This is a genomic window from Bradyrhizobium yuanmingense (assembly GCF_900094575.1).
GTDB classification, from domain to species: Bacteria; Pseudomonadota; Alphaproteobacteria; order Rhizobiales; family Xanthobacteraceae; genus Bradyrhizobium; species Bradyrhizobium yuanmingense.
In genome coordinates this window covers 335,507-360,212 of the sequence record NZ_FMAE01000006.1, presented here as the reverse complement: position 1 = coordinate 360,212, position 24,706 = coordinate 335,507, and the positions used below count along the sequence as shown (strand labels likewise).

The following is a 24,706-nucleotide window of genomic DNA, read 5'->3' as shown; positions in this document are numbered from 1 at the left end:
AGGACACGCACCCATGGCTGATTTTCTCGGCATGATGAAACAGGCGGCGCAGCTGCAATCCAAGATGCAGGAGATGCAGGACCAGCTCGCCAACGTCGAGGTCGAAGGCATTTCCGGCGGCGGTCTCGTCGCCGTGCGCATGACCGCGAAGATGGACGTCAAGAGCATCAAGATCGATCCTTCGCTGATGAAGGCCGAGGAGCGCGAGGTGCTGGAAGACCTGCTCGTCACCGCCCTCGCTGATGCGCGCCGCAAGGCCGAGACCGCCATGCAGGAGAAGATGCAGGCCCTCACCGGCGGGCTCGGCCTGCCGCCGGGGCTGTTCGGCCAATAAAATGGGCGCTGTTGCAGGTCCCGAGATCGAGCGGCTGGTCCAGCTGCTCGCGCGGCTGCCGGGCCTCGGTCCGCGCTCGGCGCGGCGCGCGGCCCTGCATCTGATCAAGAAGCGCGAAGCACTGATGATGCCGTTGTCGAGCGCCTTGCAGGTGGCGCTGGACAAGGTCCAGGTCTGCAAGACCTGCGGCAACATCGACACGCAAAATCCCTGCACCGTCTGCACCGATCCGAAGCGCGATCCTGCGATCATCGTCGTCGTCGCCGATGTCGCCGACCTCTGGGCGCTGGAGCGCGCCAATGCCACCCAGGGGCGCTATCACGTGCTGGGCGCGACATTGTCGCCGCTCGACGGCGTCGGCCCGCAGGACCTCACCATCGACGCGCTGGTGGCGCGCGCGCATGATTCGCAAGTGCATGAAATCATCCTAGCGCTGAATGCGACGGTGGACGGCCAGACCACGGCGCATTACATCACCGACCTGCTTCAGGACGCCAATGTGAAGGTGACGCGGCTCGCCCACGGGGTTCCCGTCGGCGGCGAGCTTGATTATCTCGATGAAGGTACGCTATCGGCTGCGATGCGGCAGCGCACCCTGTTCTAGAGCGTTTTCGAGCGAAGTGGATACCGGTTCGCGTGAAGAAAACGCGTCAAAACAGGAATCTCCATCCAGACTTTACGGAACGGACGACATGACGAAACTTTTCGCCACGCGATGGGCTTTGGTCGCGACGATGCTGATGCTGGTGACCCCGGCCATCTCCGCGCAGCAGGGCGACGCGGCGCTGCCGCCGTCCAAGCCCGGCAAGCCGATCAACACTGGGGACGTGCTCTCCGGCGAGCTCAACGCGATGAAGGTGCGCGACGCCAAGAACGGCAAGCGCGTCGCGACCTACCAGATCACGTCCGAGCCGCGCCGCCTGCCGCCGCCGAACGGGCTGTGCAATCTCGAAACCGGCCCTGAGACGTTCCAGCTCGTCACCTCCAGCGAGGCGCAGGCCGCCCAGCTGAAATCCTTCGTCGGCAAGGAGATCTCCGTGAAGGTGGACGAGGTCGCCTGCGCCAGCGATCCCGGCCAGATGAGCGAGGCCGTGATCACGAAGTGGAGCCTTATCAAGAAGCAGTAGGGGTGGAGTCGTCTCCCCGATTCCGGTGTCATCGCCCGCGAAGGCGGGCGATCCAGTACGCCGCAGCTTCTCGGTCGATCACGACTGTCTCGGAGTACTGGATGCCCCGCCTTCGCGGGGCATGACAGGGGTGCCTACACCCGCACCGGCCCCAGTGCCTCGAAATGCCCGCGCTTCTGCAAGTACGCCAGCAACATCAGGCTCGGGATGGCGACGAGGACGGAGATCGCGAAGAACATCGGCCAGCCCGTCGCTTTCGCCAGATAGCCTGCGCCCGACGACAAATAGGTCCGTCCTACGGCGGCGAGCGCCGTCAGCAGTGCATATTGGGTCGCCGTGTGCAGCGGGTTCTGGCACAGCGCCGAGAGATAGGCGACGAAGATCACGGTGCCGATGGCGTTGCAGAAATTGTCGGAGGTGATCGCGAGGGTCAGCGCCCATTCGTTGACGCCGACAATCGCAAGCCACGAGAACGACAAATTGGACATCGCCTGCACGATGCCGCCGATCCACAGGCTGGTCGCGAGCGAATAGCGTCGGGCCACGAAGCCGCCGGCAAAGCCGCCGGCCAGGGTCGCGATGATGCCGACGCCCTTGACGATCACGGCATAGTCGTTCCGCGTGAAGCCGATGTCGATGACGAACGGCACGGTCATGTTGCCGGAGAACGCGTCGGTGAACTTGAACAGCACGACGAAGGCGAGCACGACCCATGCTTCCTTGCGTCGCAGGAATTCCGAGAACGCGCCCAGCGCCGCATGGAACACCCGCGTGAGCGCGCCCTCGTCCTGCGTGGCGGCCTCGGCGCGCGCGGATTGTGCGGGCTCGGTGGCGGCGAGCGCAGTCGCCGTGCCGATCAGCACCAGAGCCGCCATCACCACATAGCCCCACATCCAGGCGGCGCCACGCGGGACGATCGCCTCGAAGCCGGTGACGATGAACAGGGCGCCTGCAGTCGAGACCAACATGCCGATGCGATAGGCCGCGACATAGGCGGCCATGCCGGCGGCCTGCTCGCTTTCGGGCAGGCTCTCGACGCGGAACGCGTCGACCACGATGTCCTGCGTCGAGGACATCGTCGCGACCAGCAGCGCGCCGAGCGCGACAAGCAGTGGCGAACGTGCCGGATCGGTCAGCGCCAACAGCAGGATCGCGCCGATCAGCAGCAGCTGCGCAAACACCAGCCACCCACGGCGACGTCCGAAGGCATGCGTGAAGAACGGCACATGCAGCGCATCGACCAGCGGCGCCCACAGGAATTTGAGCGTGTATGGCGTTCCAACCAGCGCAAACAGCCCGATCGTTCCAAGATCGACCCCGGCCTCGGCCATCCACACCAGCAGCGTCGAGCCCGACAGCGCCAGCGGCAGCCCCGAGGAGAAGCCGAGAAACAGCACGATCAGCACCCGCGGCTGCAGGTAAACAGCAAGGCTGTCGCGCCAGGACGGCGAGGCGGTGGAAGTCGCGGCGGGGGAGGTCGCGTCGGGTGCGGTCATGGGGGGCGTGTTAGCAGATTCTGGGGGAAAAGACTCTCGCGGTAGCTGGTGAGACGGGAGAGCTTCCAACACGCTCGGTGTCATCGTCCGCGAAGGCGGACGATCCAGTACTCCGCGGCGTCTCGGTTCAACCACACGGGCTGCGGAATACTGGATGCCCCGCCTTCGCGGGGCATGACATTGAGCATGACGCCATCATGATGGTCCGGCTATCCCAGGATAGAGGTCATCCCAGTTTGGGTTATGCTGCTCGATCAAGCGGACCTTCCAGGCCCTATTCCACTTCTTCAACCGCCTCTCCCGCTTGATCGCATTCTCGGGATCGTCGAACTGCTCGAAGTAGACAAGTCGGGCGACGTCGTACTTTTCCGTGAAGCTTTCGATGACCTTCAACCTGTGCTGCGCCACCGGCGGATGAGATCGTTCGTCACGCCGATATAGAGCGTGCCGCCAATTCGGCTGGCGAGAATGTACACGTAGTACTGGCGTGGATCCATCTTCGCCTTCCATTCCGCCGTCATCGTCCGCGAAGGCGGGCGATCCAGTAAACACCGGCACGTCGGCTTAACAACGATCGTCACGGCGTACTGGGTGCCCCGCCTTCGCGGGGCACGACAGTGTGCCCTAGTCTCACTCCCCCGCCTGGAGCTTGCGCGGAAACAGCTCTGCCGCTCCCGTCGCCACCAGGCGCGGCGCCTCCGGCGCATCGCTCTTGCTGAAATCGAGCTCCTCGATTCGCCCTGCGCGCTTTTCGATCTTGTCGGCGGAGATCAGCACCTGGCGGACGTCCTCGTTCACGTCGGCAAAATGCTTTTGCAGCTTGAGCACGCGGTCGCGCAGGCGCCCCAGATCGTCGCCGAGCTTGATCACTTCGGTGCGGATCTGGTCGGCGGCGTCGCGCATGCGCGCATCTTTCATGATCTGCTGCATCACCTGGATCGCGAGCATCAGCAGCGACGGCGATACCAGCACGACGCGGGCGCGATAGGCCTTCTGGATCACGTCGTCGAAGCCGTCATGGATCTCGGCGTAGACCGATTCCGACGGCACGAACATCAGCGCCATCTCCTGGGTCTCGCCGGTGACGAGGTATTTTTCCGCGATGTCGCTGACATGCTTCATCACGTCGCCGCGCAGCCGCTGCGTGGCAACGCGCCGCTCCTCGTCGGTGCGGGCGTCGTGCAGCGCCGTCATCGCCTCCAGCGGAAACTTCGCGTCGATGCAGAGCGGGCGCTGGTCGGGCAGGAACACGACGCAGTCCGGTCGCTTGCCGGTCGAAAGCGTGAACTGGAACTCGTAGGAGCCTTTGGGCAGACCGTCCTGGACGATCGCCTCCATCCGCGCCTGGCCGAAGGCGCCGCGCGACTGCTTGTTGGCGAGTACGTCGCGCAGAGTGGTCACCTGCGTGGTGAGGTCGGTGAGGTTCTTGTGCGCGTTGTCGATGATGCCGAGCCGTTCATGCAGCGCGCGCAGGCTCTCCATGGTGTTGCGGGTCGAATGTTCCATGGACTGGCCGACCCGATGCGTCACCGAATCAAGCCGCTCGTTGACCGCGCGCGCCATCTCGGCCTGGCGTCCCGCCAGCGCCTGGGTCATGGCGTCGACCCGCCCCGAGGCCTCGCTCTGGGCGTGCAGCACCTGGGCGAGCCGCTCCTCGAGCTCGTCGGCACGGATTGCGTTCGCCATGGCGAGTTCCGCGCCACGCCGCCCCGAGCGCGCGATCACAACCGCAATCACAACCAGCAGGATGAGGACGAGCGCACCGAAGCCGATCAGCGCATCGACGATGCGCACCGGCCAGTCGCCCAGCATGACAATGATCTCGTTCATGCCGCCTTGTAGCCGATTCGCTGCGCTCTCGCGAACGAAGAGGGAACATTCTGGGTTAACCGCCCCCTAAATTTCATGGTTAATGAAAGGTGAAGTTTTATGGTTAGCGAGGGGTTAACGGGTTCCGGGCCGCATTGACCGCATCCGGCGCGCGGCTTAAATCGCGGCCATGGCCCTCAGAGAAATCATCATCCTGCCCGACAAGCAGCTGCGCCTGGTCTCCAAGCCGATCGAGAAGGTCACGGCGGAGATCCGCAAGCTTGCCGACGACATGTTCGAGACCATGTACGACGCGCCCGGCATCGGGCTGGCGGCGATCCAGGTCGCGCAACCCTTGCGTCTCATCACCATGGATCTCGCCAAGCGTGACGAGAGCGGCGAGACCAAGCACGTGCCGCGCGTCTTCATCAATCCTGAAATCATCGCCTCGTCCGAGGAACTGTCGGTCTACGAGGAAGGCTGCCTGTCGATCCCGGAATATTACGAGGAGGTCGAGCGTCCCGCGAAGGTGCGCGTGCGCTTCACCGATCTCGACGGCAAGGTGCACGAGGAGGATGCCGAAGGCCTCTACGCCACCTGCATCCAGCACGAGATCGACCATCTCAACGGCGTGCTGTTCGTCGACTATCTGTCCAAGCTCAAGCGCGACCGCGTCATGAAGAAGTTCGAGAAAGCCGCCAAGCGCGCGGCGGAGTGATAATTCCTCCGCCGTCATGCCCGGGCTTGTCCCGGGCATCCACGTTCTTTGCCGCCGCGAGCAGGACGAACGTGGATGGCCGGGACAAGCCCGGCCATGACGAGTACCTTGCTCGTTTCAAGGATTGTCTCGTCAAATGCCCCTTCGCCTCATCTTCATGGGCACGCCCGATTTCTCCGTGCCGACGCTGCTCGAGCTGGTCGCGCATGGGCACGAGATCGCGGCGGTCTACACCCGCGCGCCCAAGCCGGGCGGCCGGCGCGGCCTGCAATTGCAGCCGACGCCGGTCGAGGAGGCCGCGCGAAAGCTCGGCATTCCCGTGCTGACGCCGAAGACGCTGAAGTCCGAGCAGGCGCTGGCGGAGTTCCGCGCGTTCGATGTCGACGCGGCCGTTGTCGTCGCCTACGGCATGATCCTGCCGCAGGCGATCCTCGATGCGCCAAAACTCGGCTGCTACAATCTGCATGCCTCGCTGTTGCCGCGCTGGCGCGGCGCTGCGCCGATCAACCGCGCCATCATGGCAGGTGACGCCGAGAGCGGCGTGATGGTGATGAAGATGGATGTCGGCCTCGATACCGGCGACGTCGCCATGGCCGAGCGCATCGCGATCACCGACGGCATGACCGCGCTCGACCTGCACGATCGCCTGTCCCGGTTGGGGGCCGACCTGATGGTGCGCGCGATGGCCGCGCTCGAACGCGGCGGGCTCCAGCTCAAGGCGCAGAGCGCGGACGGCGTCACCTACGCCGCCAAGATCGAGAAGGCGGAGGCGCGGATCGACTGGACAAAGCCGGCGCGCGCAGTGCTGCGCCACGTCCATGGCCTCTCGCCGTTCCCCGGCGCCTGGAGCGAGCTTGACGATGCCCGCGTCAAAATCCTGCGCTGCGAATTGGCGAAAGGCTCCGGCGCGCCTGGCGAAATGCTCGACGATCAGCTTACCGTCGCCTGCGGCGACGGTGCCATCCGCATCATCGAGCTGCAGCGCGAGGGCAAGGCCCGCATGCAGGCCGCGGACTTCCTGCGCGGCGTGCCGTTAAAGGCGGGATCCAAATTCACCTGACACTGTCATACCCCGCGAAGGCGGGGTATCCAGTACGCCGAGGCTTCTCGGTCAATCGGATAAGCTGCGGAGTACTGGTTGCCCGCCCCAGTGCGCAACAGCGCACAAGGCGGGCAATGACGACGAAACTGGACACGATGCCCCGCTACAAGCTCACCATCGAATATGACGGCGCGCCGTTCTTCGGCTGGCAGGTGCAGGACACGCTGCCGTCGGTGCAGGGCGCGCTCGAGGCGGCCGTGAAGGCGATGACCGGGGCGGATCTGCGCGTGCACGGTGCCGGCCGCACCGATGCCGGCGTGCATGCGCGCGGCCAGGTCGCGCATGTCGACGTCGACAAGCAGTTTCCGCCGGGCCGTTTTCGCGACGGGCTCAACGCGCATCTGCGCCCGCATCCGATCGCGGTGCTCGAGGCCGAGATCGTGCCCGACGATTTCGAGGCGCGCTTCTCGGCGGTCAAGCGCCACTACCGCTATCGCATCGTCAACACTCGCGCCAATCTCGCGCTCGATGTCGGCCACGCCTGGCGCGTGCCGCGCAAGCTCGATGCCGACGCAATGCACGCGGCGGCGCAGCGCCTGCTCGGCAAGCACGATTTCACCACCTTTCGCGACACCGAGTGCCAGGCCAAATCGCCGGAGAAGACACTCGACCAGCTGGACGTGATCCGCGATGGCCGCGAGATCAACGTCATCACCTCGGCGCGCTCGTTCCTGCACAGCCAGGTGCGCTCGATGGTGGGATCCCTGGTCTGGGTCGGCGAGGGCCGCTGGACCGCCGACGATCTCTCCGCCGCACTCAAAGCCCGCAACCGCACCGCCTGCGGCATCGTCGCCCCGCCTGAGGGGCTGTATTTGATGAAGGTGGATTATTAGGCGAGCGGCGCAGAGAGCGGGCACGCTCTCGCCAAACCTCGGTGTCATGCCCCGGCTTGACCGGGGCGTCCAGTACGCCGCGGCCTCTCGGCTCAATCACTGCCGTCTCTGGAATACTGGATCGCCCGGTCAAGCCGGGCGATGACGGTCGTGTTTATGGAGGCAACACTGCCTCAAGCAAAATACCGCGCCAAAATCCCGCGATACACTTTCGTCAGCCTCTCCAGATCCGCCACCGGCACGCGCTCGTCGATCTGGTGCATGGTCTGCCCGACCAGGCCGAACTCGATCACGGGGCAATAGCTTGAAATAAACCGCGCATCCGACGTGCCGCCTGACGTCGACAGCTCGGGCTTGCGTCCCGTCACCTCCTCGATCGCGGAGACCGCGAGATCGGTGAACGGACCCGGCTTGGTCACGAACACGTTCGAGTTGGAGGGCTCCCACACGATGCGGGCCTTGATGCGGTTGCCGCAGGCTTTGGCGAGACGCGTCTCCACCAATTCACGCAAGCTCGCCTGGGTGTGGTTGTCGTTGTAGCGGATGTTGAATCTTGCGCGGGCCTCGCCGGGGATGACGTTGAAGGCCTTGTTGCCGACGTCGACCGAGACGAATTCGAGATTGGACGCCTGGAATTGCGCGCTGCCATGGTCGAGCGGCTCGTCGGAGATCGCGACGATCAGCCGCGAGATATCAGGCACCGGATTGGAGGCGCGGTGCGGATAGGCGACGTGGCCCTGCACGCCGTCGACGACGAGCGTGCCGGATTGCGAGCCGCGCCGGCCGATCTTGATGGTGTCGCCGAGCGCCTCGACGTTGGAGGGCTCGCCGAGCACGCAATGGTCGAATTTCTCGCCGCGCTCGGCGACCCATTTCAGCAGCTTGATGGTGCCGTTGATCGAGACGTCTTCCTCGTCGCCGGTGATCAGGAACGAGATCGAGCCCGCACCGTCCTCGCGCGGCTTGCCGCCGTTGGCGGCGAGATGCTCCAGCACCGCGGCGACCGAGCAGGCGATGCCGCCTTTCATGTCGACCGCGCCGCGGCCATGCAGCACGCCGTCCTTCACCTCTCCGGAGAACGCGCCGACGCTCCAGGCGCTCTCGTCGCCGGGCGGCACCACATCGGTGTGGCCTGCGAAGGTGATGTGCGGACCGTCGGTGCCGATCCGAGCGTAGAGATTGTCGACGTCGGCGGTGCCTTCCTCGCTGAAGGTCACGCGGTCACAGGCGAAGCCGGCAGCGCCCAGGATTTTTTCGAGCACCCCGAGCGCGCCGGCATCGGCCGGAGTGACTGAAGGGCAACGGATCAGGTCGCGGGCGATCGAGAGGGCATCGGTCATGCGCCCCGCTTAACATGCATGCCGCCGGGTGGGCTAGCGCTGGGCGGAACAATTTCGATCTCGCGGCCCTGGTCCCAGCTCTTCGCAGGCGGCGAGGCGGGCGTGGACTCATACGCGATCCCGGCCAGCGGATCAGGCCCGAACCGGTTATCGCCGACAGTGCCGGGCACGCAGAGCATCTCGACGAGACCCCACAGCCACAGCATCGAAGCGGCGAGGTTGAAAAGAAGCATCACGCTGGTGTCGGGGAGCAGGTCCGAGAACTGGTTGAACAGGCCGGGCACGAGGAAAAACGGAACGAGCCACCAGCCGCTCCTGTCACGGTCGTGCAGCCGCTTGATCGCCGTTGCCAGATAGACCCACAGGAACAGCGACATGCCGAATGCCCTCAGGATCAGGGGCGCGCGGTCGGTAGACGCGAGTGAAGGGTGTTCCCGGGGATCGGCCAGCTTGAACAGATCGCCAAGGCCGAAATCGAGCTTGAGCGAGAGCTGCAACGATCCGTCGGCATTGGGCAGATGAATGATCTGACCGATCACCTCCAGCAAGCCTGCCAGCAGCGCAACGATCAGCAGCGCCTGCCACAGCAGGGCGCGATTGATGCGGCCGTCGAAGCGGAATAGGTACCAGATCCAGTCCATGCGAGTGGCTCCGGGCGGAATGGCCGCCCGGAAATTGGTCGCGATGGAGGGAGGGTGGGTTCGATCCTAGCAGCGAATGGTGAATGGTGAATGGCAAGTAGGATTGGCGCCCTATTCGCCACTGGCCATTCGCTACTCGCCTTGCATCAATCCCGTAGCAGCTCGTTGATGCTGGTCTTCGACCGCGTGCGCTCGTCGACGCGCTTGACGATCACGGCGCAAGCGGTGCTCGGGCCGATCTGGCCGTTCTTCATCGGCTTGCCGGGCAGCGCGCCGGGCACCACGACGGAATATTCGGGCACTTCGCCCATGAAGACCTCGCCGGTCTCGCGGTCGACGATCTTGGTCGAGGCTCCCAGGAACACGCCCATCGCCAGCACCGCGCCCTTGCGCACGATCACGCCTTCGGCGACTTCCGAGCGCGCGCCGATGAAGCAATCGTCCTCGATGATGACCGGCTCGGCCTGCAGCGGCTCGAGCACGCCGCCGATGCCGGCGCCGCCCGAGATGTGCACGCGCTTGCCGATCTGCGCGCAGGAGCCGACGGTGGCCCAGGTGTCGACCATCGTGCTCTCATCGACATAGGCGCCGAGATTGACGAAGGACGGCATCAAGACGACGTTCTTGGCGATGAAGGCCGAGCGGCGGACGATCGCGCCGGGCACCGCGCGAAAACCGGCATCGCGGAAGCGGTTCGGGCCCCAGCCTTCGAACTTCGAGGGCACCTTGTCCCACCAGCTTGCCTTGCCGGGGCCGCCGCCAATGACGTCCATGTCGTTGAGGCGGAACGACAGCAGCACGGCCTTCTTCAGCCATTGATTGACCTTCCACTTGCCGTCGCTGCCGCGCTCGGCAACGCGCGCCTCGCCCTTGTCAAGGATCTCCAGCGACTGGTCGACGGCCTCGCGCACCTCGCCCTTGGTCGTGGTCGAGATGCCTTCACGCGCCTCGAAGGCGCTGTTGATGGTGGATTCGAGGGCTGCAAGGGACATCGTGATTTCCTCTGGGAAGCGCGTGGTTTCGCGAGAATTGGAGCGCTTTTTCGGGATTTGGCGGAGCGGAGTCAAGGCTGCGTTCTGGATCACCACCCGGGAAGACCCGTAGCCCGGATGGAGCGAAGCGCAATCCGGGACAGTCTCTCCGCAGCTACGCCAGCCCCGGATTACGCTACGCTCCATCCAGGCTACGAAATCACCCCGACAACTTTGCCAAAAACCCCGCCAGATCATCCGTGACGTGGTCGACATGGGCGGCGTCGCGGCCTTCCAGCTCCCAGTCCTCGCGCACCACCTCCTTGGTGCCGTCGGGCACCACCAGCACGGTGGTCATGCCGAGCCGGTAGGGGACGGTGAGGTTGCGGGCGAGGTCCTCGAACATGGCGGCGCGGGTCGGATCGACCGCATGCTGGCCGAGGAACTTGCGGTAGGTCTGCTCCGCCGGCTTCGGTTCGAACTCGGCGGCGATGATGTCGAACACGCCGTCGAAATGGTCGGCGAAGCCGAGCCGCGCCAGCACGGCATCGACATGGTCGACCGAGCCGTTGGTGAGGATCAGCTTGCGGCCCGGCAGCTTTGCGATGGCCGCGCCAAGCGCCGGATTCGGCTCCAGCGGAGAGTGGTCGATCTTGTGGACATAGGCGAGGTAGTCGTCGGCGGAAACGCCGTGCAGGGTCATCATGCCGCGCATCGTGGTGCCGAAGCGGCGATAATAGTCTTTCTGGATCGCCCGCGCTTCCTCCGGGCCGACATTCAGCCAGTTGCAGACGAACTCCCCGATCCGCGCATCGACCTGCTGCCACAGATTGACGTGATGCGGATAGAGCGTGTTGTCGAGGTCGAACACCCAGGTGTCGACATGGTTGAAGCTGCGGGGGAAGGTCATATCGGCATTCTCAACTTGTCGTCCCGGGGCGCGCGAAGCGCGAGCCCGGGACCCATAACCCCAGGGAGGAGTTTTGCGAAGACTCGGGGTGACCAGCTTCCCTCCGCAACCACTCCTTGGGGTTATGGGTCCCCGCCTTCGCGGGGACGACGGCGGAGCTTGTGGATGCTTGCGTGCTGATCATTGCGCCAATCTCACGGCACGGCAAAGCGCAGCGTCTTGCCGCCGCTCGACATGTCTACCGCGCCGAAGCCCGTTGGCGCAAAGCCGCGCGCGCCGCAATCGGTCTGCTCGCTGGTCTCGAACTTGGTCTCGCGTGTGCAGAGCTGCCTGTCGCCGCCCCAATTCAGCGGCTTGTCCTTCAGCTTGACGATTCGGTTGTCGGCGTCGACCGCTTCCGCGAAGCTGAAGATCTGCTTCGGCTGGCCTGATACATCGGGGTGCAGGCAGGTCTTGGGATCGATGCGATACCAGCCGCGGCTGGTCACGGCCTTGCCGTCGTCGGTCGCGATCGCCGCCATCACCTTGTGCGGCGTGTCGTTGCACCAGGTGAGGCCGGTCGCGGACGGCGTCTGCACGGCATCGACCATGGTCTTGAAGAAGTTCTGCGAGCCCACGATGTCGGACGACAAGCCCCGGCTCTTCAGGAATGCGGCCAGCGCGCTCTGCGTCTTTGGCCCGTCGACGCCATCGATCGGCGCGGCGTCGTAGCCTGCGATCACCAGGAGCCGCTGGATGCCGGCGAGGCGCGCCTGCTCGTCGTCATATTCGGAATCCTCAGCGAGATAAGCGACGAGGTTGCCGTCCGGGCTTTGCGTCGGCGTCACCTGCGTGAAGGGAACCTGCGTCTGGCCGCTGCGGCACTGCCGCGCCGCCGCGATGACGAAATTGTCCTGCGCGACGCACAGCATGTCGTTGCCGCTTTGCGGGATCGGGGACGCGCCGTAGACGCCGAGCGCGCGCGCGTTGAGCAGGATGCGGTCGGCGGTCAGCGTGCCCTGCACCACCACGCGGCAGGCGGCGGGATCGATCCTGAACCAGCCGCGCGTCGCGGTGGCCGCCTTGTCGTCGATGCCGATCGCGGCCTCGACCACATAGGACATGCGGTTGCAGATCTTGAGGTCGGCGATCGCCGGCGCCGAGGAGAAGAAGAAGGAGACAGTTGCGGCAGGCAGCGTCATCAGGAAGCGGGTGAGGGGGGAGCGGCGTGGATGACGCTCTCTCAAATCGTCATGGCCGGGCTTGACCCGGCCATCCACGTCTTTGCCGCGAGAAGAAAGGTCGTGGATGCCCGGGACAAGCCCGGGCATGACGACCTTCTTCCGCTGCTCGCGTTCCCGCATCACTTGTGGATCAGCGTGCCCGTGCCCTGGTTGGTGAAGAGCTCGAGCAGCACCGCGTGCTGCATCTTGCCGTCGATGATGACGACGCCCTCGACGCCCTGCTCCAGCGCGTAGATGCAGGTCTCGACCTTCGGGATCATGCCGCCGGAGATGGTGCCGTCGGCGATCAGTTTTCGCGCGTCCTTCACCGACAATTGCGGGATCAGCTTCTTCGACTTGTCGAGCACGCCGGGCACGTCGGTGAGCAGCAGCAGGCGCTTGGCTTTCAGCGCGCCGGCGACGGCCCCTGCAAAGGTGTCGGCGTTGATGTTCAGCGTCTGGCCCTCTTTCGAGGTTGCGAGCGGCGCCAGCACCGGGATCAGCTCGTAGCCGATCAGCTGGTTGAGCAAAGTGAGGTCGACCTTCTCGGGGTCGCCGACGAAGCCGAGATCGATCGCCTTCTCGATGTTCGAGTCGGGATCGACGATGGTGCGCGTCGTCTTGGTCGCCTTCACCATGTTGCCGTCCTTGCCGGACAGGCCCACCGCCTTGCCGCCGGCCTCGTTGATGTAGCCGACGATCTGCTTGTTGACGGAGCCGGCGAGCACCATCTCGACGATCTCGATGGTCGCGGCATCGGTGATGCGCAGGCCCGCGGCGAATTCCGAGACGATCCCAAGACGCTTGAGCATGGTCGCGATCTGCGGCCCGCCGCCATGCACCACCACCGGATTGATCGCGGTCTGCTCCAAGAGCACGATGTCGCGGGCAAAGTTCTTCGCGGTCTCCTCGTCGCCCATGGCATGGCCGCCATATTTGATGACGATGGTTTCCTCGTCATATTGCTGCATGTGCGGCAGCGCTTCGGACAGGATGCGGGCCTGGTCGAGCGGAGAGATGTCGGTCATGTCGCGGTCTCGCTGGCGGGTCGAATGGTGCGCGTTCTATCCGATTGGCGGGGACAGCGCAAAGGTGTGGCAGCTATGTAGCCCGGATGGAGCGCAGCGTAATCCGGGATTCGTCGCCGCAGACACCGGCCCCGGATTGCGCTTCGCTCCATCCGGGCTACGGATTCAGCGCTTCGCCGCCACCGCCGCCACGCTTACCGCCAGCCAGCTCGCAATCATCACCATTCCGCCCGTCGGCGCCGCCATCGGAAACAGCGCGTGCCCGGCATACTGCCGCAAGGTGAGGTCGCCTGCGAACAGCGCGGCACCGATCGCGAAGCCGAACGTCGCCACGATTCCAATTCCGCCGTGCAGAAGGCCGCGCGTGAGCAAGGCGATGGTCGCAAGTATGGCACTTACATGAAACAGCAGCATGGCGCTGGCGGAGGCAAGACGGCTCGCGTCGGCACCATGGGCGGACGCGGCGGCCAGCGCGACGCCGGCGGCGCCCATCAAGCCGGCAAGCCCGATCAGCAGGCGGTGCGCTGCCATCACGAGGCCCGCTCTTCCAGGAGCTTCGCCATCGCGGCGCGAAGCTCGGCCATGCCGGTCGCGCTGCGCGACGAGGTCGCGAGCACGGTCGGGAACGCGGCCGGATGCTTGGCGAGCACGGCCTCGGTCTCGGCGATGCGTGCTTGCAGCTCGGCGACTTTCACCTGGTCGGCCTTGGTCAGCACGATCTGGTAGCTGACGGCGGAGCGGTCGAGCGTCTTCAGCACCTCGAGATCGACATCCTTGATCCCGTGCCGCGCATCGATCAGCACGTAGACGCGCGCGAGACTGGCGCGTCCCAGCAGGAATTTGTGGATCAGCTCGGTCCAGGACGCGACCTGGCTCTTCGGCGCCTTGGCATAGCCGTAGCCGGGCATGTCGACGAGGCGCAGGTCGTTCTTGCCGGGGACCTCGAAGAAGATCAGCTCCTGGGTGCGGCCCGGCGTATGCGAGGTGCGCGCCAGCGCGTTGCGGCCCGTGAGCGCGTTGATCAGGCTCGACTTGCCGACATTGGAGCGCCCGGCAAAGGCGATCTCCAGCCCCGCCATCGGCGGCAGCGTTTCGATCGAAGGCGAGGCCCAGATGAACTGCCAGTCACGAGCGAACAGTTTTCGCCCGGCCTCGATCAGCTTCGCATCTTTGTCGTCGGTCATGCGAAGCCTCGCTGTTTCCTTGCGTCATTGCGAGCGAAGCGAAGCAATCCAGAAATGTATCCGCCGAGGGACTCTGGATTGCTTCGTCGCAAGGGCTCCTCGCAATGACGACGCTTACGTCGCCTTCCTCGCGAACGTTGCCTTGAGATTGTCGAGTAATTCCACCTTCACGCCGTTGCGGCGCATGATGTAGCCCTGCTGGACCACCGAGAGCAGGTTGTTCCAGGCCCAGTAGATCACGAGGCCCGCCGGGAATCCCGCCAGCATGAAGGTGAAGATCAGCGGCATCCAGTTGAAGATGATCTGCTGGGTCGGATCCGGCGGCGTCGGATTCAGCTTCATCTGGATCCACATCGTGATGCCCATGATGATCGGCCAGATGCCGAGCGCGAGGTAATAGCCGAACACCGGAATCGTGGTCGGATCGAACGGGAGCAGCCCGAACAGGTTGAAGAGGTTGGTCGGGTCCGGCGCGGAGAGGTCCTTGATCCAGCCGAAGAACGGCGCGTGCCGCATCTCGATGGTGACGAACAGCACCTTGTAGAGCGCGAAGAACACCGGAATCTGGATCAGCACGGGCAGACAGCCGGCGACCGGATTGATCTTCTCCTTGCGGTAGATCTCCATCATCTCCTGCTGCTGCTTCACCTTGTCGTCGGGATAGCGCTCCTTCAGTGCCAGCAGCTGCGGCTGGATCGACTTCATCTTCGCCATCGAGGCGTAGGACTTGTTCGCCAGCGGGAAGAACAACAGCTTCACGATCACCGTGACGAGCAGGATCGAGACGCCGAAATTGCCGAAGAAGCGGAAGAAGAAGTCGAGGCCGAGGAACATCGGCTTGGTGAGGAAATAGAACCAGCCCCAGTCGATCAGCAGGTCGAACTGATTGAGGCCGAGCGCCTTGTTGTAGCCGCCGAGGCCCGCGAGCGGGAAGTTGATGCCGACCACGCCGGCTTCCTTGGCACCTGCGAACAGCCGCGCGTTGGCCGTCGCGGTGCCGCCGATCGCGACGGTGACGGGGTCGAGCAGATAGTCGGTCTGGTAGGTATGGACCTTGCCGACCGGGTTCGACGAGAAACGTGCCTGGAGCTGGGCGTTGGTATCCGGCAGCAGCGCGGAGGCCCAGTATTTGTCGGTGATGCCGAGCCAGCCATTGGTGGCCTTGAAGTTCACCTGCTTGGCTTCGTCGATCTTGCTGTAGGCATATTCCTGCAGCCTGTGTTCGCCGAGATAGCCGATCAGGCCCTCATGCAGGATATAGTAGCCGGAGACATGCGGCGCGCCGTGGCGCGAGATCAGCGCGAACGGATAGAGCGTGACGGGCGCGTTGCCGACATTGCTCACCTCGTCCTTGATGGTGAAGAGATAATGGTCGTCGACGGCGATGGTGCGGCGGAAAGTCAGGCCGTCGCCATTGTCCCATTTCAGCACCACGGGCGTCGACGGCGTCAGGCTGCCGCTGCCCTCCTGCTGCCAGACGGTCTGGGCATCCGGCATCTTTGCCGTCACGCCCGTCGCTGCAACCCAGCCGAACTCGGCGTAATAGGGCTCCGCCGTGCCCGACGGCGAATAGAGGACGATCGGCGGCGATTTCGGATCGACCGTCTCGCGATATTGCACCAGCGCGATGTCGTCGATGCGGCCGCCCTTCAGCGAGATGCTGCCGGCGATCCGCGGCGTCTCGATCTTGACGCGCGGGCTCGCTGCAATGGCAGTCTCGCGCGAAACGACCGCTTGGGGCGGGCTCGCGGCCGGCGTCGACGGCTGGGCCGCGCCGGGCTGCGGCGCGCTGCCCGGCGTCGGGGACACGCCCGGCTGCGGCGTGCTGCCCTTCTGGAGCTCGGACTGCGCCTGCTGCTGCGCGCGCTGCTTCTCCATCTGCGGCACATTGTAGAAGTACTGCCAGGCGATCAGCACCAGGCCGGACAGAATGACGGCGAGGATAGTATTGCGATTGTCGGTCATCTCGATTGTCTCGTCATCATTCCGGTTTGCGGCTGGTCGCTGCGGCGTGACCCGGCCTGTGGCCGCGCGCTTTGGCCGTATGCCCCGCGGGCTTCGTGAACGCTATGCGCAGATCGTCGAGCATGGTGGCGAAGTCGCGCGAGAGCGCGTCCTTTCGTCCGACCAGGACATAATCATGGTGGGGCTGCATCGATGTCGGATCGAGCCGCTTCACCAGTTCGCGCAACCGGCGCCGGATGCGATTGCGCTCGGGGGCGTTGCCGTTCTTCTTGGTGACGGTGAAGCCGATCCTGACAGGGCCGGAATCATCGCGGCGGCGGCTTTGCAGGACGAACGCGGGACTATTCACCCGCGCGCCATTGGCAACGGCGAGGAAATCCGCCCGCTGCCTCAGCCGATCCATGATGAAATCCCAAAAAGGGGGTCCGGCTCAGGCGCTCAGACGCTTGCGGCCGCGGGCGCGGCGGGCGGCGAGAACCTTGCGGCCGCCGGCAGTGGCGAGACGGGCGCGGAAGCCGTGACGGCGCTTGCGCACCAGTTTGCTGGGTTGATAAGTCCGCTTCACGGGTTTTTCTCCGCTGACCGGGCAATTTGCCTGTAGAATTGATGGTAAAGTCCGGAAGATGCGGCCCAAAACGGGCCCTTTTTCGGCCCCAAGAGAGCCGCTCCCGGTGTCGCACCGGATCATCGCGGACAATTCGCGCGGCTTATAAGGGAGCGCCTTGTCTTCGTCAACGCCGCACAAGCGCGCGATTGTGGTGAATATCGCTGTTTGCGCGGCGTTTTTAACCCTTGAGGTGGCGACTCGCGCTATCAGCGCTTACATCACACCTCGGCAGATTAGCGATCCGTAATTTGACCGGACATCGGTCGGGTCGCATCCTCCATCAGCCAAGGCCAACAGGGGCGAGTTTCGTGCCAGCCACAGATCGCCAGCCGATCCAGGATCTGGATCAGCCAGACCAGCCGGCGACGCGGCCCCGCGGCTCGCGCGGGCTCGGGTTGTCCGGCAAGCTGCTGCTGCTCACCATTCCCTTGGTGATGATCGCCGCGGTGCTGCTCTACGTGCCAGCCATCGCGAATTTCTGGGTCAACCGGCTGAATGATCGCGTCGCGGCGGCCAACACCGCGGCGCTGGTGCTGGATGCGGCGCCGCTCGGCATGGTCCCCGATTCGCTGTCGCGGCAGATCCTGAAGAGCATCAACGCCCGTGCTGTTGCCATCAAGATGGGCCAGCAGCGCCGGCTGCTCGCCAGCGACAACATTCCGGCCGCCATCGAGCACGACATCGACCTGCGCGACATGACGGCCTGGGAGGCCATCACCGGCTCGTTCCGGATGATGCTGGAGACCGGCAACCAGGCCATCCGCATCGTCGGCCCCGGGGTCGGCAATGCCCAGTTCATCGAGATCGTCACCGACGAGCTGCCGCTGCGGAAGCAGATGTACCGCTTCTCCCGCAACCTCGTCGTGGTCGCGTTGATCATCGCGGTGCTGACCGCGGGCCTCGTCTATCTCGCGCTTCATTATCTCTTCGTGCGCCCGATGCGGCGGCTGACCGCGAGCCTGGTCGGCTTCCACGAGAATCCCGAGAGCTCGGCCGGCATCATCGTGCCGAGCCAGCGCAGCGACGAGATCGGGGTCGCCGAGCGCGAATTGTCCGACATGCAGCGCGACCTGATGTCGATGCTGAATCAGAAGAGCCGGCTCGCTGCCCTCGGCCTCGCGGTCTCCAAGATCAACCACGATCTGCGCAATCTGCTCGCCTCGGCCCAGCTGCTGTCGGATCAGCTCGCCAGCGTGCCGGATCCGCGCGTGCAGCGCTTTGCGCCCAAGCTCGTGCGCTCGCTCGAGCGCGCCATCGCCTTCTGCCAGTCGACATTGTCCTACGGCCGCGCCCAGGAGGCCGCGCCCGACCGCCGCATGATCCTGATCGAGCCTGTTGTGATGGAGGTGCGGGAGACCGCAGGTCTCGCCAACGACGCCTCGATCGCCTGGGTCGCCGCGATCGAGCGCGGGCTCGCGGTCGACGCCGACCCCGACCAGCTGTTCCGCGTCTTGCTCAACCTCGTCCGCAACGCCGCCCAGGCGCTCGAAAGCCATGCGGCGGGTGAGGGGCGCGTGCAGCAGATCCGGATCACCGGAAAGCGCGAAGGCGCCGTCGCCATTCTCGAGGTCTCCGACACCGGCCCCGGCGTTCCCCCGAAGACCCGGGAGCGCCTGTTCGAGGCCTTCCAGACCTCGGGCCGCCCCGGCGGCAGCGGCCTTGGCCTCGCCATCGCCGCCGAGCTGGTCCGCGCCCATGGCGGCGAGATCCACCTGGTCGAGGGCACCATCGGCGCCACGTTCCGCATCGTCATCCCCGACCGTCCCGTGGAACTGCTCTCCATCCGCAACGAGCGCCAGAGGGCTTAAGGCTAGGCCAGCGGCCGACTGAAACGAGCTGGGCCATCGCCATTCCTTCCGTCATTCCGGGACGACCCGAAGGGTCGGGCCCGGAATCCATAACCCCGGCTGGTGGTTATGGATTCCGGGCTCGCGACTTCGTCGCGCCCCGGAATGACGAAGAGAAGTGCGGAAATGCCCCAAAATACCGGCGAGCCGGACCTTGCCAATCGGGACAAGAGCGGTTAGTCAGAGCGCTCTTTCGCACCCCCTCCGGCTCCGCCGGGGGCTGCTTGCGGGCCCTGCCCGCGCTGTTTGCGAAACACGCGCCCGTAGCTCAGCTGGATAGAGCATCAGACTACGAATCTGAGGGTCGGACGTTCGAATCGTTCCGGGCGCGCCATTCTTTGCCGAAAGGTCAGGACAGGACAGCATCTGGTCGCCAGACCGGCCCGAGACCGGATGGCCATGCCGTGTGGGGAGCTGGATGAGGATATCGCAGGCGTTCAAGTTTGAGGCGGCGCATCGGCTGCCAAACGTGCCCGAGACTCACAGGTGCAGCCGGCTGCATGGTCATTCCTATCGGGTCGAGGTCCAGCTGGATGGGCCGGTCGACCCGCACACCGGCTTCGTCGCTGATTTCTTCGATATCGAGAAAAGCTTCGCCGGCATCATGGCGGCGCTGGACCACCAGTGCCTGAACGAGGTCGACGGCCTCGCGAACCCGACCGCCGAGAATATCGCGGTCTGGATCTGGGACCGCTTGAAGCCCAGCCTGCCGCAGCTGTGGGCGGTCCGCGTTTATGAAACGACGGATTGCTGGGCCGAATATCAGGGGCGGTGACGACGGCCCGCTGACCCAGCGCCGGCCTCACCGTCGCCATATGGGAACCCGCAGGGAAACTCAGGATCAGCCGTACGAGCGGAGTGGTGCTGCTTGCGCGCCGCCGGACGGGTCTCATTACTCACGAATATATGAGCTGTGTTGATAACCGCATGCGGGTTGGAAGGTTTAATTTCAAGCTGGCGTAGAATGTCCGCAATGCCAGTTGTGCCTGGCCCCTGTACAGGGAAACTGTTGATGGAACGCAAGCTCGCCGCGATCATGGCCGCCGACATCGTCAGCTACAGCCTGATGATGGCCGAAAACGAGGCCTCCACCTATAAAGAGCTGCGCACGGTCTTCGACAATCTGATCGAGCCCACAGTCGCGCAGCATGGTGGACGCATCTTCAAGAAGACCGGGGACGGGTTTCTGGCGATGTTTCCCAGCGTCAACGAAGCCGTTGATGCGGGCTCTGCCATCCAGCAAGGGTTCGACAACGCCCCGTTTGAGCTGCGCATAGGCATCAACCTCGGTGATGTCATCGAGGACAAGGGCGACATGTACGGCGACGGCGTTAATGTCGCCACACGGCTTGAGACGATGGCCGATCCCGGCAGCATCTTTGTTAGCGGCGCTGTCGTCATGGCCGCAGACCGCAATCGCGGCGATGTGTTCGCGCGTGTGGGCCGCAGGCGCGCCAAAAACATTCCCGACCGTCTTAACGTCTACCGGGTCCGACGCGCGCAATCCTCGTGGTCTCGCTGGCGAAAAGTCCCGCGCGTTCTACGCGGTACCGCTGCGCGCTGGTCGTATGGCGTCGCCGCCGTAGCCCTTGTCCTCATCGGCACCCAAATCCAACCGCTTTCCCTGGCGGCGATGGTCAGCCGGCTCCCGGCCGCGCTATCTTTCGACCAGACCCGCGCCGACCCGCGCCCGTCAGTTGCGGTCATGCCCTTTGCGACCATGGGCGGGGACCAGTCGTACTTTGCAGACGGGCTGACCGAGGATGTGACCACGGCGCTCGCAAGGAATTCCGAGCTTCAGATCATCGCGCGCGACTCCACCTATGCCGTGCGCGGGCAGGAAAGCGATATGCGCAAGCTCGGGGCAAAGCTGGGCGTTTCCTACGTGGTGGAAGGCAGCGCGCGCCGCGAGGGGGACCGGCTTCGCGTCTCGGCGCAGCTGATCGACGTGAAATCGGGCGCGCACCTTTGGTCGCGCAGCTTCGACAGGCAGGTTGCCGACGTCTTCACCGTACAAAGCGAGCTGACCACGGAAATCGTCGCCCAGCTCGCGCCGTATATCGGCCGAAGTGAAGCCATCGCTGCCGCGCAACGTCCGACCGACAACCTTCAGGCTTACGATCTTCTCCTGCGGGCCCGTCATCGATACCGGCATGGCGTCCAGGATGCGGAAGCACTTATGGAGGCACGCGGCCTATATCAGCGCGCGCTGGAAATGGACCCGGCCTATGCCGTCGCCCGTGCGGGCTTGGCCCTCACTTACATCGCGGATGTGGCCAAGAGGTCGAGTGGTCGGGCGACAGCGCATGAGCTGGAACTAGGTCTTAGCGAAGCGCGCCAGGCTGTGCGCCTCGATCCCAATCTCTCGCTCGGCTATCAGGTGATCAGCTTCGGGCTGGCGGTGCAGGGCGATTATGCGGGCGGCTTGCAGGCCGCCAAGCGCGCCGTCGAACTGAATCCCAATGACCCGGATAGCATGATGGCATTGGCAAAAGCACAAGTCCGTTTCGGGGACTACGCGGACGCCGTTGCCAATGCCGAACGGGCACGTCGCCTTCATCCCATGGCACCGGAATATTACGCCTATGTGCATGGCCAGGCTCTTTACGCCGCTGATCGTCGCGATGAGTCGGCTACCGTGATCTCCGAATGCCTTGTAAGGGCGCCGCGCGATGCCAACTGCCTGCTCATCCAGGCTGCGCTGCAAGGGCGGCGCGGTGATATAGAAGCGGCGCAGCTGACGATGGCAAGCTTGGTAGGGGCCCAACCGACATTTTCGTTGGAGGCAGAGCGCTCTTATCGCCGGTTTGGCAACAAGCCGCTCATGGAGCAGTTCCTGAAGGACCTGACGGTGGCGAAGGCACCGGGGGCTGCGTAATAGGATTTTTGTTCAGTTTCATCTCGTCGGGCGCACCGTTTCGATAGTAAGTTCGTCCGATGCGCACGATCGATCATCTATTCTCCCGCTTCGTTTTATTCCTTGCCATCGCAGCCGCCCCGGTGCTTCCCGCGCGCGCGGCCGAAACCTGCCCGTTCATCAGCGCCCAGGAGCTCGCCCGGGCGATGCCGGCGCTGAAATGGTCGCTGATTTCGAACCAGGACGGCCGCGGCTGCATCTACCAGGCCGGGCGCGGCGACACGATGATGCTCTCCGTGTTCCGCAATCCCGACAAGGACCGCGCCAGGGAATTGTACGCGACCTTCGTCAAGACGCTTGGCGAACGCATGCCGCTGAGCGCAGTGTCCGGAATCGGCGACGAGGGCCAGGGTGGAACGAGCGCGGCGGGCGCGGAACGCCAGGAGGCCTCGGTCGTCGCCCTGTCCGGCGATTACATCCTGCAGATCAGCGTCTATCCGATCGGCCGGCGTGCCGATGATGCGCTGCTCGCGCCGATCACTGAGGCCGCGCGCGTTGCCGTCGGCAATGTGAGCAGGAGCAGCGAGCGGTTCGGCAATTGCGAGTGGCTCACGGCCGCCGATGCCGACGGCTTTCTCGACAACGGCACGCTGACGGTGCAGCGGACCGGGGCAGGCAGCTGCATGATGTTCGATCGTGAGGCCAACACCATGACCGTCGCGGTGATCACGACCTCGCGCGATACCGCCATCGGCATGATGAAGCGTGCAGGGCCATGCACGCACGTGGCGATCCCCGAGCTCGGCCGCGAAGCCTTCGGCGAGCATTCCTGCACCAAGGGCAACGGCAACGCCGTCCACATCCATGTCTGGAAGAACGGCCGCCAGGCTTCGATCCTGTTCGCCCCGGTCAAGCCGCATCCGCAGTCCGGCTCGGTCGAGCGCCTGAAGGCGGTTGCCGCGCGGGTGTATGGGAAACTGTGACGACGGTGGTCGGAGTCACACTTGCGTCGCGCAATTCTGGATTGCGTTTGCCGCGGGCGCAGCTATCGTCCCACACCGCACGGTCTGCTGGAAAGCCCTTGATGTCTAAGCGTCGCACATGGTCCGCAGCCAGTGACTTGATCTGTGTCGCTGCCGCGCTGCTGCTATCAGCCCTCACCGCCGATGCCCAGGAGGCACAGTGGTCTCCGTTGTGGGATGCCTTGACGAAGCGGTCCGACGCAAAGGTGGTTGATGGCGTCAATGACAAGGGCAAGGCGACGCGACGTATAGATCTCTCCTCGGGGGTGTCCTTCTTTTTGGAGCGCGATGGCGACCGGATCATGAGTACCGGGTTCGACAATAGCGGACGCGGAGCCGTGCAATGCAGTTGGGAGATTTATGTCGGGGTTCGAGCCTACACCGAAGTTTGCCAGCCGAGCGAAGATCAAGCCTTTGAAGCCGATCTGGACGATGCGATAGCTCGCATGAACGAGTTCATCGTTGAGAACAGCATCGTTCCCGTGACCAAATCGGAGCTTCAGGATGCCATTCGGCAACGTAAGCAGCACGTCGGGGACGTGGTGCGCGGGCAATCCGACGACGATCGCCGCAAGCTGTGCGAAGCCAACCCTATTCGTCCCATGAGCATTGCATTGCGGTCCGCTTCGCACGACTTGCGAGTTTCAACTTTGAACACGCTCTTGTCCGTCAAGCGACCACCGGTGAAAAATCCGTGCCTTTGAGCGTGCCGCTGCCGGCGTGATGCGGTTTCGCAAACGACACAAGGCGACAGCAACATCCGGGACCGCCCAGCGGCCCCGGATGCCATCCGCCTACACCGTCAGCCCGCAAGCCCGCCGGATCGCGATCTGAATCGGCGAAGGTGGCAGCGCCGGATCGAATTCGCGCTTCGGCAGCAGCGGAGGCTGTGCCATGAAGCGCGGCTCTTTCCCGCGGTGGGGTTGCGCGGCATGAACCAGGAACGGGTGGCACAGATAGACGGTGCCTGGCTTGCCGGTCGCAAGTTCAACCTCGCGATCCCTTGTCGACGCCCAGTCGCCGGCAGCAAGTTGCCGGAGCGTTGCGCCCGCCTCGCCATGGGGCAGTAGCTCCCGCGCGATGGCCGCATGCGAGCCTTTCCGGATTCGCGTGGGCGCATCATCGTTTCCGACGTCTGAGAACAGGAAGAGCATCAGCAGCGCACGGCCGCTGCTCTTCACATTGGCACGCCATTCCATGAAGTCGGCATGGGCTGTGCCAAAGCTCATGTCCACATGCCAGCCATCGTCGCCTGGCGATTGCGATGACGGGAAGCGGATCGGAAAGGTTCCGAGACCCCTGGGCGCAAGCCAGCGTCCTTCGCCGGCGAGCTGATCATAGGCCTTGTGCAGACGCGGCGTGTTCGCGGCTTCAATGAAGCGGGGCGTCGCTTTGGCGCCGACCCGGACAACGGGCTGGGTCCAATGTTCGGGCTCGTCCGGCGACAGGCCGATATCCGCCCACAGCTCGTCCCTGCATTGCTTGGCAAGGTCGGTGCTGAAGGCATTCTCGAGTTTGACGAAACCGTCGTCGATGAAGGTCTGGACCTGACGGGGCGTCAGGCCAACCTGTTCGGTCTTGGGCATTGCACATCTCTCCGTTCGGCTACCGCAGCGCGCGTAGCCGTTTGATCTGAGTGGCGCAGGAGCGCCGGAACGACGTTCGGCCGTTCAGATCAGCGGGAAGAATGTGGAGATGAACATCATGGCGGGA

At 64.5% G+C, this 24,706-nt stretch carries 25 protein-coding genes, 1 tRNA gene and 1 pseudogene; 12 read left to right on the top strand and 15 right to left on the bottom strand.

Annotated elements, in window-relative coordinates; translation table 11 throughout:
* Positions 1 to 13 precede the first annotated feature (13 nt).
* The 3 genes from GA0061099_RS23095 to GA0061099_RS23085 all read left to right on the top strand — a co-directional run bounded on the left by GA0061099_RS23095 (position 14) and on the right by GA0061099_RS23085 (position 1,461).
* Positions 14 to 334, top strand: a complete 321-nt coding sequence (locus tag GA0061099_RS23095) for a YbaB/EbfC family nucleoid-associated protein (RefSeq protein ID WP_036014105.1) — start codon at positions 14 to 16, stop codon at positions 332 to 334.
* Between the two features lies 1 nt (position 335).
* On the top strand, positions 336 to 938 hold the full coding sequence (gene recR / locus GA0061099_RS23090) for a recombination mediator RecR (RefSeq protein WP_036026497.1): 603 nt from the start codon (positions 336 to 338) through the stop codon (positions 936 to 938).
* Positions 939 to 1,026: 88 nt separating this feature from the next.
* Positions 1,027 to 1,461 carry a hypothetical protein gene (locus tag GA0061099_RS23085; RefSeq protein ID WP_036014102.1) on the top strand — a complete coding sequence of 145 codons (435 nt, stop codon included), beginning with the start codon at positions 1,027 to 1,029 and terminating at the stop codon, positions 1,459 to 1,461.
* Between the two features lie 134 nt (positions 1,462 to 1,595).
* Here the strand turns inward: GA0061099_RS23085 and GA0061099_RS23080 are convergent, their stop codons facing one another.
* From GA0061099_RS23080 to GA0061099_RS23070, 3 genes and pseudogenes are all read right to left on the bottom strand, one after another.
* Positions 1,596 to 2,957 carry an AmpG family muropeptide MFS transporter gene (locus tag GA0061099_RS23080; protein WP_036026499.1) on the bottom strand — a complete coding sequence of 454 codons (1,362 nt, stop codon included), beginning with the start codon at positions 2,955 to 2,957 and terminating at the stop codon, positions 1,596 to 1,598.
* Positions 2,958 to 3,152: 195 nt separating this feature from the next.
* Positions 3,153 to 3,454, bottom strand: a pseudogene (locus tag GA0061099_RS23075) (GIY-YIG nuclease family protein).
* 133 nt (positions 3,455 to 3,587) lie between these two features.
* Positions 3,588 to 4,787, bottom strand: a complete 1,200-nt coding sequence (locus tag GA0061099_RS23070) for a DNA recombination protein RmuC (protein ID WP_036026501.1) — start codon at positions 4,785 to 4,787, stop codon at positions 3,588 to 3,590.
* Between the two features lie 169 nt (positions 4,788 to 4,956).
* Between GA0061099_RS23070 and def the strand changes: the two genes are divergently transcribed.
* From def to truA, 3 genes are all read left to right on the top strand, one after another.
* Positions 4,957 to 5,484: a peptide deformylase gene (gene def, locus GA0061099_RS23065; RefSeq protein ID WP_036026503.1), complete on the top strand. Its 528-nt coding sequence runs from the start codon at positions 4,957 to 4,959 to the stop codon at positions 5,482 to 5,484.
* 136 nt (positions 5,485 to 5,620) lie between these two features.
* Positions 5,621 to 6,544, top strand: a complete 924-nt coding sequence (fmt, locus tag GA0061099_RS23060; protein ID WP_036026504.1) for a methionyl-tRNA formyltransferase — start codon at positions 5,621 to 5,623, stop codon at positions 6,542 to 6,544.
* Between the two features lie 137 nt (positions 6,545 to 6,681).
* The gene (truA, locus tag GA0061099_RS23055) at positions 6,682 to 7,419 is read left to right on the top strand and encodes a tRNA pseudouridine(38-40) synthase TruA (protein WP_036014097.1); all 738 of its coding nucleotides are present in this window, start codon (positions 6,682 to 6,684) and stop codon (positions 7,417 to 7,419) included.
* Positions 7,420 to 7,592: 173 nt separating this feature from the next.
* On the opposite strand, the gene dapE is transcribed toward truA, so the two are convergent.
* The 11 genes from dapE to rpmH all read right to left on the bottom strand — a co-directional run bounded on the left by dapE (position 7,593) and on the right by rpmH (position 17,225).
* Positions 7,593 to 8,759 carry a succinyl-diaminopimelate desuccinylase gene (gene dapE, locus GA0061099_RS23050; protein WP_036026506.1) on the bottom strand — a complete coding sequence of 389 codons (1,167 nt, stop codon included), beginning with the start codon at positions 8,757 to 8,759 and terminating at the stop codon, positions 7,593 to 7,595.
* Entirely contained in the window at positions 8,756 to 9,400 is a 645-nt protein-coding gene (locus GA0061099_RS23045) for a DUF805 domain-containing protein (RefSeq protein ID WP_036026507.1), read from the bottom strand. Before GA0061099_RS23045 ends, dapE begins: the two co-directional genes overlap by 4 nt.
* Positions 9,401 to 9,546: 146 nt before the next feature.
* Positions 9,547 to 10,392 (bottom strand): 2,3,4,5-tetrahydropyridine-2,6-dicarboxylate N-succinyltransferase, encoded by an 846-nt coding sequence (dapD, locus tag GA0061099_RS23040; RefSeq protein ID WP_074448081.1) that lies wholly within the window; start codon positions 10,390 to 10,392, stop codon positions 9,547 to 9,549.
* A gap of 199 nt (positions 10,393 to 10,591) precedes the next feature.
* Positions 10,592 to 11,281: a pyrimidine 5'-nucleotidase gene (locus GA0061099_RS23035; RefSeq protein ID WP_036014081.1), complete on the bottom strand. Its 690-nt coding sequence runs from the start codon at positions 11,279 to 11,281 to the stop codon at positions 10,592 to 10,594.
* A gap of 194 nt (positions 11,282 to 11,475) precedes the next feature.
* Positions 11,476 to 12,462, bottom strand: a complete 987-nt coding sequence (locus GA0061099_RS23030) for a DUF1036 domain-containing protein (protein ID WP_036026517.1) — start codon at positions 12,460 to 12,462, stop codon at positions 11,476 to 11,478.
* Between the two features lie 161 nt (positions 12,463 to 12,623).
* On the bottom strand, positions 12,624 to 13,511 hold the full coding sequence (argB, locus tag GA0061099_RS23025; RefSeq protein WP_036014067.1) for an acetylglutamate kinase: 888 nt from the start codon (positions 13,509 to 13,511) through the stop codon (positions 12,624 to 12,626).
* 165 nt (positions 13,512 to 13,676) lie between these two features.
* On the bottom strand, positions 13,677 to 14,042 hold the full coding sequence (locus tag GA0061099_RS23020; RefSeq protein WP_036026509.1) for a DUF423 domain-containing protein: 366 nt from the start codon (positions 14,040 to 14,042) through the stop codon (positions 13,677 to 13,679).
* Complete coding sequence (gene yihA, locus GA0061099_RS23015) at positions 14,042 to 14,695, bottom strand: ribosome biogenesis GTP-binding protein YihA/YsxC (protein ID WP_036026511.1); 654 nt, start codon at positions 14,693 to 14,695, stop codon at positions 14,042 to 14,044. The genes GA0061099_RS23020 and yihA overlap by 1 nt, the downstream gene beginning before the upstream one ends.
* A 114-nt stretch (positions 14,696 to 14,809) precedes the next feature.
* Entirely contained in the window at positions 14,810 to 16,660 is a 1,851-nt protein-coding gene (yidC, locus tag GA0061099_RS23010; RefSeq protein ID WP_036026513.1) for a membrane protein insertase YidC, read from the bottom strand.
* 16 nt (positions 16,661 to 16,676) lie between these two features.
* A complete protein-coding gene (gene rnpA / locus GA0061099_RS23005) occupies positions 16,677 to 17,063 on the bottom strand; it encodes a ribonuclease P protein component (protein ID WP_036026514.1) in 387 nt (128 codons plus the stop codon).
* Positions 17,064 to 17,090: 27 nt separating this feature from the next.
* Entirely contained in the window at positions 17,091 to 17,225 is a 135-nt protein-coding gene (gene rpmH / locus GA0061099_RS23000) for a 50S ribosomal protein L34 (RefSeq protein ID WP_008542748.1), read from the bottom strand.
* A 350-nt stretch (positions 17,226 to 17,575) separates the two neighbouring features.
* On the opposite strand from rpmH, the gene GA0061099_RS22995 reads away from it, so the two are divergent.
* The 6 genes from GA0061099_RS22995 (at position 17,576) to GA0061099_RS22970 (ending at position 23,697) form a co-directional block, all read left to right on the top strand.
* Positions 17,576 to 19,075, top strand: coding sequence for a sensor histidine kinase (locus GA0061099_RS22995; protein WP_036014057.1), 1,500 nt, complete (start codon positions 17,576 to 17,578; stop codon positions 19,073 to 19,075).
* Positions 19,076 to 19,371: 296 nt separating this feature from the next.
* A tRNA-Arg gene (locus GA0061099_RS22990) sits at positions 19,372 to 19,448 on the top strand.
* Between the two features lie 84 nt (positions 19,449 to 19,532).
* Positions 19,533 to 19,889 (top strand): 6-carboxytetrahydropterin synthase QueD, encoded by a 357-nt coding sequence (queD, locus tag GA0061099_RS22985; RefSeq protein ID WP_036014055.1) that lies wholly within the window; start codon positions 19,533 to 19,535, stop codon positions 19,887 to 19,889.
* A gap of 237 nt (positions 19,890 to 20,126) precedes the next feature.
* Complete coding sequence (locus GA0061099_RS22980) at positions 20,127 to 21,992, top strand: adenylate/guanylate cyclase domain-containing protein (protein ID WP_036026518.1); 1,866 nt, start codon at positions 20,127 to 20,129, stop codon at positions 21,990 to 21,992.
* Between the two features lie 59 nt (positions 21,993 to 22,051).
* Positions 22,052 to 22,954 (top strand): hypothetical protein, encoded by a 903-nt coding sequence (locus tag GA0061099_RS22975; protein WP_057027534.1) that lies wholly within the window; start codon positions 22,052 to 22,054, stop codon positions 22,952 to 22,954.
* A 101-nt stretch (positions 22,955 to 23,055) separates the two neighbouring features.
* Positions 23,056 to 23,697 carry a hypothetical protein gene (locus tag GA0061099_RS22970; RefSeq protein ID WP_036041747.1) on the top strand — a complete coding sequence of 214 codons (642 nt, stop codon included), beginning with the start codon at positions 23,056 to 23,058 and terminating at the stop codon, positions 23,695 to 23,697.
* Between the two features lie 90 nt (positions 23,698 to 23,787).
* Here GA0061099_RS22970 and GA0061099_RS22965 read toward each other — a convergent pair whose 3' ends face one another.
* Positions 23,788 to 24,579, bottom strand: coding sequence for a phytanoyl-CoA dioxygenase family protein (locus GA0061099_RS22965; RefSeq protein WP_036026521.1), 792 nt, complete (start codon positions 24,577 to 24,579; stop codon positions 23,788 to 23,790).
* Positions 24,580 to 24,706 lie beyond the last annotated feature (127 nt).